Origin of the sequence: Rhodomicrobium vannielii ATCC 17100 (genome assembly GCF_000166055.1) — a bacterium.
GTDB classification, from domain to species: domain Bacteria; phylum Pseudomonadota; class Alphaproteobacteria; order Rhizobiales; family Rhodomicrobiaceae; genus Rhodomicrobium; species Rhodomicrobium vannielii.
Window position 1 is genome coordinate 2,206,429 of the sequence record NC_014664.1, and the last position, 16,027, is coordinate 2,222,455.

11 protein-coding genes, 1 tRNA gene and 1 pseudogene are annotated in these 16,027 nt (G+C 62.8%); 7 read left to right on the forward strand and 6 right to left on the reverse strand.

Annotated elements, in window-relative coordinates:
- Positions 1-35: 35 nt before the first annotated feature.
- Together RVAN_RS10155 and msrB are read right to left on the reverse strand one after the other, a co-directional pair.
- Positions 36-1,403, reverse strand: a complete 1,368-nt coding sequence (locus RVAN_RS10155) for a replication-associated recombination protein A (protein WP_013419643.1) — start codon at positions 1,401-1,403, stop codon at positions 36-38.
- Between the two features lie 825 nt (positions 1,404-2,228).
- Positions 2,229-2,633 (reverse strand): peptide-methionine (R)-S-oxide reductase MsrB, encoded by a 405-nt coding sequence (gene msrB / locus RVAN_RS10160; protein ID WP_013419644.1) that lies wholly within the window; start codon positions 2,631-2,633, stop codon positions 2,229-2,231.
- A gap of 137 nt (positions 2,634-2,770) precedes the next feature.
- Here msrB and RVAN_RS10165 point away from each other — a divergent pair, with 137 nt between their 5' ends.
- From RVAN_RS10165 to RVAN_RS10185, 5 genes and pseudogenes are all read left to right on the forward strand, one after another.
- Positions 2,771-4,189 (forward strand): sodium:proton antiporter, encoded by a 1,419-nt coding sequence (locus RVAN_RS10165; protein WP_013419645.1) that lies wholly within the window; start codon positions 2,771-2,773, stop codon positions 4,187-4,189.
- 170 nt (positions 4,190-4,359) lie between these two features.
- A tRNA-Thr gene (locus RVAN_RS10170) sits at positions 4,360-4,434 on the forward strand.
- 1,175 nt (positions 4,435-5,609) lie between these two features.
- A pseudogene (locus tag RVAN_RS10175) lies at positions 5,610-6,311 on the forward strand (VIT1/CCC1 transporter family protein).
- Positions 6,312-6,436: 125 nt separating this feature from the next.
- Positions 6,437-7,090, forward strand: a complete 654-nt coding sequence (locus tag RVAN_RS10180; RefSeq protein WP_013419647.1) for a cytochrome b/b6 domain-containing protein — start codon at positions 6,437-6,439, stop codon at positions 7,088-7,090.
- 243 nt (positions 7,091-7,333) lie between these two features.
- Positions 7,334-7,678 carry a hypothetical protein gene (locus RVAN_RS10185; RefSeq protein ID WP_013419648.1) on the forward strand — a complete coding sequence of 115 codons (345 nt, stop codon included), beginning with the start codon at positions 7,334-7,336 and terminating at the stop codon, positions 7,676-7,678.
- Positions 7,679-7,717: 39 nt separating this feature from the next.
- On the opposite strand, the gene RVAN_RS10190 is transcribed toward RVAN_RS10185, so the two are convergent.
- The 4 genes from RVAN_RS10190 to RVAN_RS10205 form a co-directional block, all read right to left on the reverse strand.
- The gene (locus RVAN_RS10190; RefSeq protein ID WP_041788902.1) at positions 7,718-10,000 is read right to left on the reverse strand and encodes a heavy metal translocating P-type ATPase; all 2,283 of its coding nucleotides are present in this window, start codon (positions 9,998-10,000) and stop codon (positions 7,718-7,720) included.
- A 169-nt stretch (positions 10,001-10,169) separates the two neighbouring features.
- Positions 10,170-10,574, reverse strand: a complete 405-nt coding sequence (locus RVAN_RS20195) for a hypothetical protein (RefSeq protein WP_155942417.1) — start codon at positions 10,572-10,574, stop codon at positions 10,170-10,172.
- Positions 10,546-10,746 (reverse strand): hypothetical protein, encoded by a 201-nt coding sequence (locus RVAN_RS10200; protein ID WP_041787456.1) that lies wholly within the window; start codon positions 10,744-10,746, stop codon positions 10,546-10,548. The genes RVAN_RS20195 and RVAN_RS10200 overlap by 29 nt, the downstream gene beginning before the upstream one ends.
- Before the next feature lie 80 nt (positions 10,747-10,826).
- Positions 10,827-11,417 (reverse strand): TetR/AcrR family transcriptional regulator, encoded by a 591-nt coding sequence (locus RVAN_RS10205; protein ID WP_245257974.1) that lies wholly within the window; start codon positions 11,415-11,417, stop codon positions 10,827-10,829.
- Positions 11,418-11,556: 139 nt separating this feature from the next.
- On the opposite strand from RVAN_RS10205, the gene RVAN_RS10210 reads away from it, so the two are divergent.
- Entirely contained in the window at positions 11,557-12,867 is a 1,311-nt protein-coding gene (locus RVAN_RS10210) for an efflux RND transporter periplasmic adaptor subunit (protein WP_013419650.1), read from the forward strand.
- A 7-nt stretch (positions 12,868-12,874) separates the two neighbouring features.
- Complete coding sequence (locus RVAN_RS10215) at positions 12,875-16,027, forward strand: efflux RND transporter permease subunit (RefSeq protein ID WP_013419651.1); 3,153 nt, start codon at positions 12,875-12,877, stop codon at positions 16,025-16,027.

The following is a 16,027-nucleotide window of genomic DNA, read 5'->3' on the forward strand; positions in this document are numbered from 1 at the left end:
GGGCGGCGAGTGAGGCGGCGATGAACCGCCACGCGCTATCTCCCGCCCCGCCGCGCGACCTCGCGGCGCACCTCCGCCCATGCGCGCAGCCGCTCCTCGATCCGCACCTCGTAGCCGCGCCCGCCGGGGTGGTAGAATTCGGCGCGGTCGAGCCCGTCCGGGAAGTAGTTTTGCCCCGACACGCCCTCTTCCGTCGCGTGGTCGTAGACATAGCCCGCGCCGTAACCCTCGCTTTTCATGAGCTTCGTCGGCGCGTTGAGGATGTGCTTCGGCGGCGGCAGCGACCCGCTTTCCTTCGCGTAGCGCATCGCTGCGCCATAGGCCTTGTATGCCGCATTCGATTTCGGCGCGGTCGCGAGATAGACGACGCATTGCGCGAGCGCGAGTTCGCCCTCGGGGCTGCCGAGGAAGTCGTAGGCGTCCTTCGCGGCGTTCGCCTGCACGAGCGCGTTCGGATCGGCAAGCCCGATGTCCTCCACCGCCATGCGCACCATGCGTCGCGCGAGATAAAGCGGAGCCTCGCCGCCGTCGATCATGCGGCAGAACCAGTAGAGCGCCGCGTCCGGGTCGGAGCCGCGTACCGCCTTGTGCAGCGCGCTGATGAGGTCGTAATGGCCGTCGCGGTTCTTGTCGTAGAGCGGCGCGCGGCGCTGGACGATCTCGGTGAGTTCGGCGGTGTCGATGGGATGCGATGGATCGCGCCCGGTGGCGAATACGTCTTCCGTGAGGTTGAGCGCAGTGCGCCCGTCGCCGTCCGCCATGCCGATCAGCGCGCCGCGCGCGTCCGGCGTCAGCGGCAGCGTCTTGCCCAGCACGCTTTCCGCGCGTGCGAGAAGCTGTTCGATGTTGTCGTCCGTCAGCCGCCTGAAGACGAGCACCTTCGCGCGGGAGAGAAGCGCGCCGTTGAGTTCGAAGGACGGGTTCTCGGTCGTCGCGCCGATCAGGATGATGGTGCCGTCCTCGACGAAGGGCAGAAATGAATCCTGCTGCGAGCGGTTGAAGCGGTGGATTTCGTCCACGAACAGGATCGTGCCCTGACCGAAGCGCTGGCGATCCTTCGCGGCGTCGAACACCTTGCGCAGGTCGGCCACGCCCGAAAAGATCGCCGAAATCTGCTCGAAATGCGCGCCCGCGCCCTTTGCCATGAGCCGCGCGACGGTGGTCTTGCCGGTGCCGGGCGGTCCCCAGAAGATCATCGAGCGCGGAGCCTCGCCGTCCGCGATGCGCCGCAGCGGCCCGCCTTCGCCGAGGAGATGCTCCTGCCCGATCACGTCGCCGAGCGAGGCCGGCCGCAGCCGGTCGGGGAGCGGACGCGAGGCCAGCACGGCGGGCGACGGCGGCACGCTTTCGAACAGCGTCGCGCCTTCGGTCGGTGCGGATGAGGAGGAACGCGGTTTGGCCATGTCTGTCACCGGGTGGGAGTTCGGCTGAACTCGGTTCGCTCTGCGGGGTTCGCGTGCGCTTTTCTGAAGATGGCATTGGAACGCGGAGTTTGGAACGGCGCGTCTCTCGCGATCATCATCGCCGCGCGACGGTAGCCGCGTCAATGCGCGCCCGAAGTTTGACGCGCCAGCGCGGGCTGGAACGCCGTCTCTCATGCTGGCTCACGCATTCGGGGGCCATCGCCTGGCGACGGCCCCCGATCTCTGTGCCGGACGCGCTTTCATCACGCGAACCGGCATCCACTTCACTCGAAAAGCGCTCCTGTCGCTGGCGCGCAAACGTCCTCCCGCAGGCACGGCGCAAGACCGGCCTTTCGAGAGGCCACCAGCGAAAAGGCTGCCGCCGCATCCCAGTCGCGGGGATGCTCCCCGCTAAGCGGCAGTAGGAGGCTTTCGCATTCGGGAACGGCACTGTCGCACGGTTGCAAAGTGCCTTGTGCTTGTTGTTCAACCCGAACTGGAACCCATCTTGTGGCATCACCGCGAGCTTAACAAGACACCTGGTCGCCGCTGTCTACAAGCTGGGGAAAGGTGTCCGGCAATTGCTGCAACCTGTCCACAAGCGGGATGGTAGCGTCTCGCTTACGCTCTTATAGCGCCCTGTTATTACGAGGAATTTTAGACCGCCATGGGTCGCGTTTCGGGTTGCAGGAACGAGCGGCGAACGATGTGGAAAAATCAGCGCAAGCGCCTGGATGGCTTCGTCCGCCCACGAAGGGCCAAGAGGTACACGGAGAGATTGCAACCCGCGCCGTCGATGGGATGCGGCGCGGGACGCATAGCCGCTTACTTCGCGGCGGACGGCTTGAAATCGAGCGCGACGCCGTTCATGCAGTAACGCAGCCCCGCAGGACGCGGCCCGTCCGGGAAGACATGGCCGAGATGCGCGTCGCATCGCGCGCAACGCACTTCGGTGCGGTTCATCATGAAGGAATGATCCTGATGCGTCGTGATCGCTTCCTTTTCCACAGGCGCGGTGAAGCTCGGCCAGCCGGACCCGGAATCATACTTCGCGTCCGAGGCGAAAAGGGGCGCGCCGCAGCACACGCAGGCGAACACGCCCTCGCGCTTTTCGTCATTCAACGGGCTCGACGCCGCCCGCTCGGTGCCGTGTTGCCGCGTAACCTTGTATTGCTCGGGCGTCAGTTTTGCGCGCCACTCCGCATCGCTCTTTGTCATGCGCTCGGCCATTGATCCGACCTCCTCTCGCATTTTTCTTGAATGTGTTATGTGGAGGCCGCTAGCCTTTTTGAAGAGGGCGACCTTTCGAGGGGCCGCTCTTCCCTTTCACAACGCTGTCATTCCTGACCCGCCGAGATAATTCCCCAATGAAGATTTCCTCCAAGCCCCGCCTCCGTAGCATCGCGGCCGTGGCCGTGCTCGCAGGCCCGACGCCAGCCATGGGCGCCGGACCATCGCTCGATGGCGCGGGCCTGAGCCTCTTGTGGTGTCTGCCTTTCGCGGGCGTGCTCCTTTCGCTCGCGATCCTGCCCATGGTCGCATCGCACTTCTGGCATCGGCGGCAGGGACTGGTCGCGCTTGCGTGGGCTCTTCTTTTCCTCGTGCCATTCGCGAGTGTCTATGGTTCGTCCGCGTCGCTTCATCAGTTGCTCGATGTAGCGCTTCTTGAATACATTCCGTTCATCGTGCTGATCGGCTCGCTCTATACGATCGCGGGCGGCATCTGGCTTGGAGGCAGCCTCAGCGGTTCGCCCGGCCAGAACACGGCCATCATGGCCGCGGGAACCGGCCTCGCGAGCCTCGTCGGCACCACGGGCGCGGCGATGATCTTCATCCGCCCGTTGATGCGCGCAAATCGCAGCCGCACCCATCAGGCGCATCTCGTGATCTTCTTCATCTTCCTCGTCTGCAATGTCGGCGGGGCGCTGACGCCGCTCGGCGATCCGCCGCTGTTCCTCGGCTATCTGAAGGGCGTACCGTTTTCCTGGCCGTTCCTGCATTTGTGGCCGCATACGCTCTTGCTCGCGACCGTTCTTCTCGCCTGGTTCTACGTGCTCGACCGGCGCTATTACAAAACCGAGACGCCGCGGGAGCACAGGCTCGGCGGCGAGGGCCTGAAAATCTGGGGCATCGTGAACCTGCCGCTGATTGCGGGCGTGGTGTTTGCGGTTGCGGCAAGCGGCACGACCTTTATCGGCCCCGTCGATATCGCGGGTGTCGAAGTGCGCGGCGAAAGCCTCGTCCGCGATGCGGTGCTCGTCGTGCTTGCTGTGCTGTCCCTGGCGCTCACGCCGCTCAAGGCGCGTCGGCAGAACGAATTCAACTGGGCGCCCGTGCTCGAAGTGGCGAAGCTGTTCGCCGCGATCTTCGTAACCATCGTGCCCGCCATCGCCATCCTGAAAGCGGGCGAGCACGGCGCGGCCGCGCCACTGTTCGCGGCTCTCGGCAGCGCGGATGCACCGAATCACATCGCCTATTTCTGGCTGACCGGCCTGCTTTCGAGCTTCCTCGACAACGCGCCCTCCTATCTCGTCTTCTTCAACGCGGCGGGCGGCGACCCGGTGGCGCTCGCCGGTCCGCTCGCCTCGACGCTTGCCGCGATATCGGCGGGCGCGGTGTTCATGGGCGCGCTCACCTATATCGGCAACGCGCCGAACTTCATGGTGCGCGCCATCGCCGAGCATCAGGGAATCAAGATGCCGAGCTTCTTCGGCTTCATGCTGTGGTCGGGAGCCTTCATGATTCCGCCGCTCCTCTTGATAACGGCGGTATTCTTCGCCGGATAGTCGGCAGGCGGGGCGGGATGCGAGCGGCGCAGCATCGTTTTTCCTGCGGCCCCGCCCCCCCTCAAATCCGCTGGAACTGGCAATCCAGGCGCAATCGCGTCGAATTGCCTGAATTGATCGCTCATGAGGTCTTGCGCCTTGGCGGCGGCTGTGGCAGGTTCCCGCGCATCGCTGCAGTAGCTCAGTGGTAGAGCACTCCCTTGGTAAGGGAGAGGTCGAGAGTTCAATCCTCTCTTGCAGCACCATCCATCCCCCTGACATCACAGAGAAAAGCGCTTCTCCTAACGGGGAGTGTTTGTTCTCGGAGTGGAACGAACGGCACCAATTCCCCCAAAAATCCCCAATGAGTGGGGGAAATTGGGGGGAACGTGGGAATCGATTTACGGCTCGTTGTCGCCATCCGCCGGAGGGAACAGGCTTACGCCGCCCTCCAAGTCGCCAACCAAAATGCGCTGCGGCGGAAAATGAGCAAGGAATGCGTTTCCAGTCAGGAACGTTGCCCTGTCTGATGCCGCTTTCTCTCAATGACCCGACAAAGTGCCAAATCCCGGCAACTTTGGCTTTCGGCCTTGAGTTTCCTCTCGACCGTTCGAGAACGTGAACGTAGTCCACTCGACCGCGTTAAAATTGCCTCGTTCCGATGTTTCAGCCGATGGTGCGGCTTCGCGATTTGGAGCGCGATGGTTCTGCGCAGGGCCAAGGGACCTATGATTTCCACAGCGCAAGACCCAAGCTGCCGCCAGCCGCGCGGCTCGATCTTCTGGCCGAAATCGACGCCCGTATTCGCAGCCGTTTCCCGCGCGTGATCAACGCCGACATTATCGTCAACGAATTTGCGAGCGAAAGGGCGCTCGTTACTTCAGAAGGCGCCGTAACTTACAGCTTCAGCCCCCGCGGCGCTTGTCATCGCTCTCTCGGCGGAAGGCCCCGATGGGGCAGTTCAGCTTCACTCGGCGCTGGGCGGCTTCGGCGAGACGCGTCACAGTTCACGGCAGATGATCGCTCGCGCGGTCTCATAATTCTGGCCCGTCTATGCGATGAACGTCGAGATGGGTCGAGTGCGGCAAGACTCAGGTTAGCACATGTGGGCGGCTAAACCTCCACAACCGGACTTACAAACGGGGCGTAAACTTCGCCGAGATGCAGGGGCCGTTTGAGTCGATTAGTGGATGCAAGGCTCCATCTGACCCCTTCAGGACTGGGGATCAACAGAATCCCTTGGCATGACCGCTCTCCCAGACCGCGGACGGCCCGGATCGGCGGCGATGCTATTGCGCCGTGGCGGACCCCTTTTTAACGCCGATGTCAGCGAGTTGTCAGACAGCAAGGTGTATCAGATGAGGCGCGCTCAGCTCAGCGCTGTTGAGCGCATCCGCGATCCGGCGCAGACAGCAGCCGCATGTCGATCCGAGGGGGAGAGATGAGCCGCCTTCATACGCACACGGAAAACCACCTCGTCGAACGCATCGGCTGGCTAAGAGCGGCGGTTCTCGGGGCCAATGATGGGATCATCGCGACGGCAAGCTTGATCGTCGGCGTCGCCGCAGCGGCTGCGACCCAGCACGACGTCCTGATCGCGGGGGTCGCAGGACTGGTGGCTGGAGCCATGTCGATGGCCGCTGGCGAATATGTGTCCGTTAGCTCACAGGCTGACACTGAGCGGGCCGATCTGGCGCGCGAAGCCGCGGAATTGGGGGAGAACCCGGAGTCCGAACTCAAGGAGTTGTAAGAGATCTACGTCAAGCGCGGCGTCGATCAGGCGCTCGCCAGGCAGGTCGCGCAGCAATTGATGGCGAAGGATGCCCTGACCGCCCATGCGCGGGACGAGCTTGGAATTTCGGAGATCACCACCGCGCGGCCCGTGCAAGCCGCTCTCACTTCGGCGGCGATGTTTACAGTCGGCGCGGCGATGCCGTTGCTGATGGTGGTTCTATCTCCAGCCGATTTGCTTGTTCCCGTCGTGTCCGCCGCGTCACTCGGCTTTCTCGCTCTTTTGGGGGCGATGGGCGCGAAGGCCGGGGGCGCCGACATCTTGCGCGCCACGGCCCGCGTAACCTTTTGGGGCGCTTTGGCCTTGGCTTTGACCGCCGGGATCGGAAAGCTTTTCGGCACTGTCGTTTAAAAGCCGGTACACGTGATGTATTCGTCGTGTGCGGTTATTATATTTTCGGTAATGCGTAGTTTCCGAGTCTTGGCAGCGCATCGCATGTCTGCCAAAAATACTGAGAAACCAACGGGAGCAAGGCCATGATGACTGTTTCCAGCGTCGCAAAGATCAAAGTTTGGGATCCGCTTGTGCGGTTCGGCCATTGGGCGCTCGTCATCGCTTTCGCTATCGCCTATCTGAGCGGAGAGGGACATCACGACCCGGACGCTTTGCATGTGTGGGCGGGATATGCGATTGGAGCCATCGTCATTGTTCGCGTTTTGTGGGGCTTCATCGGCACGGAGCATGCCCGTTTCAGTGACTTTGTGACGTCACCGGTCAGCGCTCTGCGCTATCTGTTCGATGAAATTGGCGGCCGGGCGCGCCGGTACTTGGGCCATAGCCCCGCGGGCGGCGTGATGATTGTCGCTTTGCTACTCTCCCTCGGCTCGACCGTTTTGACCGGACTGCTTGATTATGGCGATCGCGGCAAGGGACCGTTTGCGCGGGGAGGAGTGGCCGCGATCACGCAAGCCTACGCCGACGAGCACAGGACCAAGCATAACGGCGAAGGCCACAAAGGTGAGAAGAAGGAGAGCGCGTTCAGCGAAGTGCACGAAACGCTCGCAAACATCACGCTGGCGCTTATCATTCTCCACATTCTTGGAGTTGCCTTTTCCAGCTATACCCAACGCGAGAATCTCGTAAGGGCGATGGTCACCGGCGAGAAGCGCGCGGACGGCTCATCGGTGTGACCGCGCGTCGCGCGCTGTAGCCGCTACAAAATCGCCCCATCTTTTGAAGGCGATGGAGTCAATCAGGTCGTTTTGCCGCCCAATCACACGATTGGACGGTTTTTTTCATGCGTCTCTCAAAGCAACCTTTCGATCAACACTATAAATCAGCGGCCGTTTCTTCGGCCTTCCTGTCAGCTGCCTGTCAGGCTTTAGCGGCTATGCTTGTGTCGCAAACGGACGTCAGCAAAGGAGGGATGTAGAATGACCGATTACAACGACGAGACCAAGGGCATGCTGTCACGCCGCCGCCTTCTTCAAGGCGGCGTCTACACCGCTGCGGCTGCTCTCGTAGTCAATGCTACTGCGGCCTTCGGGCAAAATTCGCCACCGATCCCCAAGAAGTCATCGCAAGTGCAGGCGGGCTATCAGTCGGCCGTGGACGTACACAAGTGTGCCACCTGTCAGCACTTCCAGGCGCCAAATGCGTGTGAAGTTGTGGAAGGCCCGATCGGCGAGGATGGGCGCTGCAAGCTTTATTACGGCCTGACGCCCGCTCTGCGAGACTCGTATCGAGACCGCGCATGGAGTTCTACAATACAAATATAGGTTGGATGGCGTCCGCGCCCAAGGGCAGCAGGCGATTGATCAAGTCGGCATCGCCTGCTCATAGATGTCCTCCTCCTGCGCATTGTGCAGCCTCACCAGCGCCTCGATGGACTCGATGATGCGCTGGGCATCGCGAACCAGATAGCGGTCGGCGTCCTCAGCGCGAAGCCCGGTCGAAAGGCGCAAGAGAAGGCGAGCGAGGTGGTCGATTTCGCGGTGGGCACGGCTCATGGCGGCAAGCGCCGAAGGATCGGTCAGTTGGGCCGAAAGCCTCGGATAGACGGAGGCTTCGTCCCTGCGTTCGTGCACGACGACGGATCGCTGTACGAGGGCGTTGGCTTCCGTGATGAGCGAGATCGCGCGCTCACCGCTCGCGTCGTCCAAAGCGTCGGTGATCTCACGCAGGCGATTAAGGCCCTGATCCAACGTATCGTGTTCTTCCCGCAGGGCCTCCGGCGATATGGCGAGACTTCGCGGCGAGGTTCGCTCGCCGGAAAAAAGCGCCCTGAGTGCGTTCAGAATGACCAGAACGTCAATGCCCTCTTGCGTGATTGCCGCCGCGACAGGGGTCAACGCACCGAATGCGGCCGCGACCATGGCGACGCCGGACAGCGCCATGCCCGCAACGATGCTCTGGCGTGCGATGCTCCGCGTGCGCCGAGCGATTTTCACGGCGTCCGCGACTCGGTCGAGGCGATCGACCAGGATCACGACCTCGGCGGCTTCCGAGGAAGCCGTAGCGCCGCGCGCGCCCATCGCTACGCCGACGCCCGCCGCCGCAAGCGCAGGCGCATCGTTGATGCCGTCGCCGACCATCATGGCCGGGTGCTGGCGCTGCTCGTTCGCTACGGCCTCGACCTTCTCCGAGGGCGAGCGCTCCGACAGAACCGCATCGAGATCCAGGGCGGCGGCCATCGTCTCGGCGGCTTCCGCGCGGTCGCCTGTGACCATGACCATGCGCGAAACGCCCGCGGCGCGAAGCGCCTGAAGCGCGCGCGGTGTCTCTCTGCGCAGCTCGTCCGCCAGCAGGAGCGCGCCGATTACGCGATCGTCTTTCGAGACAAACACGCAGAGCGCCGCACGCCAGGAGGCACGCCGTGAAACTCTGGTCGCCCATTCTTCCTGCCGCCGATTGCCATAAACGAGGGTGGCCGATCCAGCTCTGACCGTCTTGTCGCCTATCGTGCCTTCGACGCCGGAACCGAGGGTTTCCCGAACGGATTGCGGGATTTCCAGACCCAGGCCTCGTGCACGGGCCGCGGAGACAATCGCCGCCGCCACGGTATGCTGGGACGCTTGTTCCAGAGACGCCGCAAGCCGCAGAACCTCATCCGCCGTCTCGCCGGGCGCTGTCTCCACCGCGACGAGCCGGGCACCGCCCACCGTAAGCGTTCCCGTCTTGTCGAACAGCACGGTATGGACCCGCGCGAGCGCCTCGATCGGACCGCCGCCCTTCATGAGAATGCCCTGTTTCGCGGCGCGGGAGACACCGGCGATGAACGCAACAGGGGCCGCCAGGATAAGCGGACACGGCGTCGATGCGACAAGTACGGCGAGCCCGCGAAGCGCATCCCCGGAAACGAGCCAAGCGCCCCCCGCGAGCACGAGCGTGACGGGCAGGAGAAGCAGCGCGTATCTGTCCGCCATGCGGATAAAGGGTGCCTTGGCCGTTTGCGCCGCCGTGACAAGCCGCACAATCCCGGCATAGGTGCTTTCGACTGCGGTGGCGGTGGTCCGCATCTCGAAAGTCTCGCCTGCATTCACTGCGCCGCTTCGCACGCCTTCGCCGGCGCTTCGGATTACGGGGATCGGCTCGCCCGTGAGCGCCGATTCATCGAGGGATGCGACGGGGGATAGAAGAATGCCGTCAACGGGGACTATCTCTCCCGCCTTGACGAGCACGACATCATCCTGCCGGATATCCTCGGCCAGAATTTCCTCGACTGTCTGATCTCGCCTCCGGTGCGCAATGCGCGGAGCGCGGCCTACCAAGGCTTTCAACTCGCGCTCGGCCCGCGCCACCGCGAAATCTTCCAGCACAGTGCCACCGGCATACATCACCGCGACCACGACCGCGACAAGGTTTGCGCCAAGGACCAGCGCCGCAGCCATGGAAATGAGCGCCACCGCGTCGACGCCCATGCGACCGGCAAGGAGGTCGCGGGCGATGGAGACGCCAAGCGCCGCGATCACGGGCGCGGCACCGACGCCCCAGATCCAGTTCGCGGCGAAATCGGCGCCTTTTAACGACGCGACAATACCCGCCGCCAGCGCGGCAATAGCCCACAAGATAAGCGCGCGTCGAAGAAATCGTTCGCTCATCATCATGCGGCTGCCTCCTTGCGGCTTTCGCGTTTCCTTCCGATCAGTCGGCTGTCATGGTGTCAAAGGACACTTCCACCATGAGCCTTTCGGCGAAATAAGTCATAACCATCAAACCGGGCTCGCAGCCGCGCCGCTGCGGTCCAACAAGGAGAGAGGGTAGTCATTTCTAATCGTCATCTTCGCCCTCCCTTCCGCTTCGGTGACAGCGGACACAGTTTTCGAAGTCTCGGATGCCTTCGTGCAAATGCTTTGCCCGCATGTCGTCCGGCCGATGCTCGTGGCACCCGTAGCAGGTATAGCGCTTGTAATCATTTTTGGCGTGACAGGTCACGCATGCAGGATTGTGATTGCCGTGGCGCTCGGCAAAATCGAGCAGGTTGGTGTCCTGACCGTCCCAAACCACCGTTCGACCGGAGCGATGAAAGTTCACCTCGAACGGCCCAGATCGTCTGGGGACGGCTTCCTTTGCTGCACCGTGGTTGGAACGCACATAATCCGGCCCGAAAGCCTCGTGGTGGATGTCTTCTCCCGGAACGCCCCAATCACTCAAGGATGTGAGCAGGCGCGCCATGCCCAGGATCGCCCTTGGCCGTCGACGTCGCGCGATCGATGAAGAGATCGGCATCGTGCTGGTCCTCGCGGATGAAGGCGGCGACCCGCAGAAGCTCATCGTCCCGGATCATATCGGGGGAGTAGCCATGCGGCTCCGCGCGCAGCAGCTTCATAATCGCGTCGACGCTCATTTCGCGCGCGTTGCGGACGCCTGTGAGCGCGCTCGCTCTCGCGCGGTGCTCGCGGCAAGGCCGCGTAAAACAAAGCGCGCCTACCGAGGCAGAATGCCTTTTGTGAACAGCGCGATGCAGGCGCGCAGATGGCGCTTGCGGTCTCCGCTGTCGGGCCAGTCCGGGGCACCGAGCGGAGGCAGGGCGACGGCGCGGAACATCAGGTCCATGAGCGCCAGAGCGGCGTCGTCCGCATTGTCGAAGGCAACCCGTCCTTTTTCTTTCTGCTTCTCTAGCCACGCGGCAAGTTCCCGCCGAGACCAGTTTCCGCCACGCTCGCATAGGAGGTTCCCAAGCTCGGGATAGTGCTGCGCTTCTACCAGAACGAAGCGGATCAGCGCTTTTCTCTCGCGGTCCGCTTCCTCGTCGATATCCACGAGAAAAATGCGAGCGAGCGCCTCCTCGATAGGCAGGTCGTCATAGTCGCCCGGAAGGGCGAGCATCTCCTGCCGGTGATCGTCGATGATCGTGGCGAACACGTCGATCTTGGCTGGAAACAGCCGGTAGAGCGTAGTTTTTGAGATGCGGCAGCGGGCGACGATGTCCTCCATCGTCGTGCGGCCATAACCCTTTTCGTAAAAGATTTCGCGGGCCTGTCGCGCGATGAACAACGCCTGCTCGGCGTCGGACATGCGCTTCGGCCGCCCCCGTCCTCGCTGTTGCGCGGATGCCCCGCATACAAACCTTTCGCGACCCTTAACGGTTGACATCAAAGCTCTCATAAAAATATAGGTACGACATCGTATCGTAATAATAGAACGAGTCAGCCTCGTGACCAATCGCTTCCTGTCCTACATCGACGCATCCCTTTTTCATCCTCGCCGGGACCGTATCCGCCGCCTGAAGCTCGCGACAGGGCTCATCGTCGCGGGCCTGCTGTCCGCATGTAATAACCAGGAGGGCGGAGGAGGCGGATGGCCGCCAAAGGGCCCGATGGTCAAACCGCAGGTCAGCGTGGTGACCCTGCGCCCGCAGTCGGTGTCCATCACGGCCGAGCTTCCGGGACGCACGGCGGCTTCCCTCGTCGCCGAGGTGCGCCCACAGGTCGGCGGCATCATTCAGAAGCGCCTGTTCCAGGAAGGGAGCGAGGTCAATGAGGGCGATGCCCTCTATCAGATCGATCCCGCACCCTATCAGGCGACCCATGACAGCGCCGTCGCCGCCTTGCAGAAGGCCGAGGCGGCTGTGCCGAGCGCACAGGCGAAGGTCGACCGATATAAAAACCTCGTCACGCAGAACGCCGTCAGCAAGCAGGATTACGACGACGCCATCGCCACGGTTGCTCAGGCGAAGGCCGAAGTGGCGTCCGCGAAGGCGTCGCTCGACACCGCGAAGATCAATCTTGCTTACACGACGATCCGCGCACCGATCAGCGGCCGCACCAACAAGTCGTCGCTGACGCCGGGCGCTCTCGTCACCGCGAGCCAGACGACGGTCCTTACCACCATCCGCAAGCTCGACCCGGTTTATGTCGATGTCACGCAGTCGAGCACAAACCTGCTCAATCTCCGGCAAGCCATCGACGCAGGCCGCATCAAGATCGCCGGCACGAATGTGAATGTGCGCCTGAAGCTCGAAAACGGCACGATCTACCCGCTCAACGGAAAGCTGGCATTCGCGGAATCCGCCGTGAGCGAAACCACGGGCACGTTCACGGTGCGGGCCGAGTTCCCCAATCCCGACCGCATTCTCATGCCGGGCATGTATGTGCGCGCGCTCGTCGAGGAAGGCGTCGCGCCGAACAGCTTTCTGGTGCCGCAGCGGGCCGTGTCCCGCAATACGAAGGGCGAACCGACTGCGCTGTTCGTCAATCGCGAGGCCAAGGTCGACGAACGCGTACTGACGATTGGGCAGAGCGTCGGCAACAACTGGCTTGCCACCTCGGGCGTTTCGGACGGCGACCGCATCCTCGTCGAAGGCTCGCAGCTCGTGCGGCTCGGGCAGGACGTGGATGCTGCCGAAGTCGTCATCGACGAGACGACGGGCGAGGTGCGGGAAAGAAAGCAGGGGGCCTTGCCGGGAGAGCAGAAGTTCGCCCGCGCCGATGAGATCGGCGAGTCTATCTCCTCCGTGAAGAACTGAGGCGATCATGTCCGGCTTTTTCATCAACCGCCCCAATTTCGCGTGGGTCATCGCAATCGTCATCAGCCTTGGCGGCCTTTTGGCGCTGAACTCGCTTCCGATTTCCCAATATCCCCAAATCGCGCCGACATCGGTCAGGATCACCGCCAACTATCCCGGCGCGGACGCCCAGACCGTCGAGAATTCGGTCACCAAGGTGATCGAACAGGGCATGACAGGGATCGATAATCTCGACTACATGACCGCGACGTCAACTTCGAGCGGCTCGGCTTCCATAGCGCTGACCTTTACTGCCGCGGCCGATCCCGACGTGGCGCAGATGCAGGTGCAGAACAAGCTGCAACTCGTCACATCGAAGCTGCCGCAGATCGTGCAGAACACCGGTATTGCCGTCACGAAGTCGTCCGACGCCTTCCTTATGGTCATCGGCTTCGTTTCGACTGACGGCAAGATGAACGCCACAGATCTGGCGGACTTCGTCTACAGCACGCTGAACGACACGCTGAAACGTGTTCCGGGCGTCGGCGCGACGCAATTGTTCGGCTCGAACTACGCCATGCGCATCTGGCTCGACCCGGACAAGCTCGCCAAATATGCGCTGATGCCGGGCGACATCGCCGCAGCTATCGAGGCGCAGAACGCGCAGGTTTCGGCGGGGCAGCTCGGCGCGATCCCGGCGCGTACGGGCCAGCAGCTCAACGCCACCGTCACGATGCGGAGCCGCCTGCAAACGCCCGAGCAGTTCCGCAACATCATCCTGAAAAGCGATTCGTCGGGATCGCTTGTGCGGCTTAACGATGTCGCCCATGTCGAACTTGGCGCGGAAAGCTACACGACGAGTTCGCGCTACAACGGCATGCCCGCGGCTGGGCTCGCGGTCAACCTCGCAACGGGAGCAAACGCCATCAGCACGGCGGAAGCCGTCGAGCAGAGCATCGAACGGCTGTCCCCCTCGTTTCCGCAAGGCGTGAAGGTCGTGTATCCTTACGACACCACCCCGTTCGTACGGATCTCGATCCAGGAAGTCGTCAAGACGCTGGCCGAAGCGATCGTTCTCGTCTTTGTCGTCATGCTGGTGTTCCTTCAGAACATCCGCGCGACGCTGATCCCGACGCTCGCCGTGCCGGTGGTTCTACTCGGCACGTTCGGGGTTCTCGGCGTCTTCGGCTATTCGATCAACACGCTGACCATGTTCGCCATGGTGCTCGCCATCGGCCTTCTCGTGGACGACGCCATCGTCGTCGTGGAGAATGTCGAGCGCGTGATGCGAGAGGAAGGGTTGCCGCCGAAGGAGGCGACCCGGAAATCCATGCAGGAAATCACGGGCGCGCTGATCGGCATCGCAACCGTTTTGTCCGCCGTGTTCGTGCCGATGGCGTTCTTCGGCGGGTCGGTCGGCGTGATCTACCGGCAGTTCGCGGTGACCATCGTTTCGGCGATGATCCTGTCCGTTCTGGTGGCGCTGATCCTCACTCCGGCTCTTTGTGCCACAATCCTCCGACCGACGACCGGCGCCCAGACGTCACGCGGTCCGTTCGGATGGTTCAACATCGCCTTCAACAGGAGCGCGACCGCTTACCGGAGCGGAGCGGCTGGCGTAGTCCGGCGAGGACGGCGTTTTCTGTTCGTTTTCGGAGCCATGATCCTCGTCATGGGCTTCCTGTTCACGCGGCTGCCGGGCTCGTTCCTACCGATGGAGGATCAGGGCATCCTCCTCACCAGCGTGCAACTCCCGGTCGGCGCGACGCAGGATCGGACGGAACGCGTCCTGAAAGATGTCACCGACCACTACCTCAACGCGGAAAAGGACGCCGTAGAAGGTGTGATGAGCGTCGTCGGCTTCGGTTTCGGCGGCGAGGGGCAAAATGTCGGCATCGCCTTCGTCCGGCTCAAGGATTTCGAGAAGCGCAAAACGAAAGAGCTTTCGGCCGCCGCCGTCGCAGGCCGGGCGATGATGGTGTTCTCACGGATCAAGGACGCGCGCGTGTTCGCGCTCGCCCCGCCCGCCATTCAGGGCATGGGCATGACGAACGGCTTCGATTTTTATCTCAAGGACGTTTCGGGCGCGGGGCGCGCCAAGTTGATCGAGGCGCGCAACAAGCTTCTAGCCGCCGCCGCGCAGAACCCGACGCTTGCGAACACCCGGCCCAACGGTCAGGAGGATACGCCGCAGTTCTCCATCGACATCGATCAGGAAAAGGCGAGCGCGCAGGGCGTGGGTCTCGGCGACATCAACACCACGCTTTCGACCGCCTGGGGCAGCAACTACGTCAACGATTTCATCGACCGCGACCGCGTCAAGCGCGTCTATCTCCAGTCCGATGCGGCCTTCCGCATGCAGCCGGAGGACCTTTGGAAATGGCAGGTGCGTAATTCCGCAGGGACGATGGTGCCGTTCTCGTCCTTCTCGTCGAGCCACTGGACCTACGGCTCACCGCGCCTCGAACGCTACAACGGTTCATCGGCGGTCGAAATTCAGGGGCAGGCCGCGCCCGGCACAAGCTCCGGCACCGCCATGGAAACGGTCGACGCGCTCATGGCGCAACTGCCTTCCGGCTTCGAGCATGAATGGACGGGCCTTTCGTATCAGGAGCGGCTTTCCGGCAATCAGGCGACGGCGCTCTATGCCATTTCCGTGCTGGTCGTCTTCCTGTGCCTCGTCGCGCTTTACGAAAGTTGGTCGACGCCGCTTGCCGTCATGCTGTCGGTGCCGATCGGCGTGCTCGGCGCGGTGCTGGCGGCGCTTCTCTTCGGGCAGACGAACGACGTGTATTTCAAGGTCGGGCTGCTCACGACCATCGGCCTTGCCGCGAAAAACGCGATTCTCATTGTCGAGTTCGCCATCGAGCGGCAGACGGCGGGCAAGGGGCTCGTTGAGGCAACGCTCGAAGCCGCGGGGCAAAGGCTGCGTCCGATCCTGATGACGTCCTTAGCCTTCATTCTGGGCGTCGCGCCGCTGGCTGTCGCAAGCGGAGCCGGCTCCGGCGCGCAGAACGCCATCGGCGTCGGCGTGATGGGCGGCATGATCGCGGCCACCCTTCTCGGCATTTTTTTCGTGCCGCTCCTCTTCATAACCGTTCGCCGCATCTTCGGGGAAAAGGCGCCGAACAGCGCCGAAGGCAACGCCCCGACCGCGCCGATAGTCAGGGAGACGACTTGA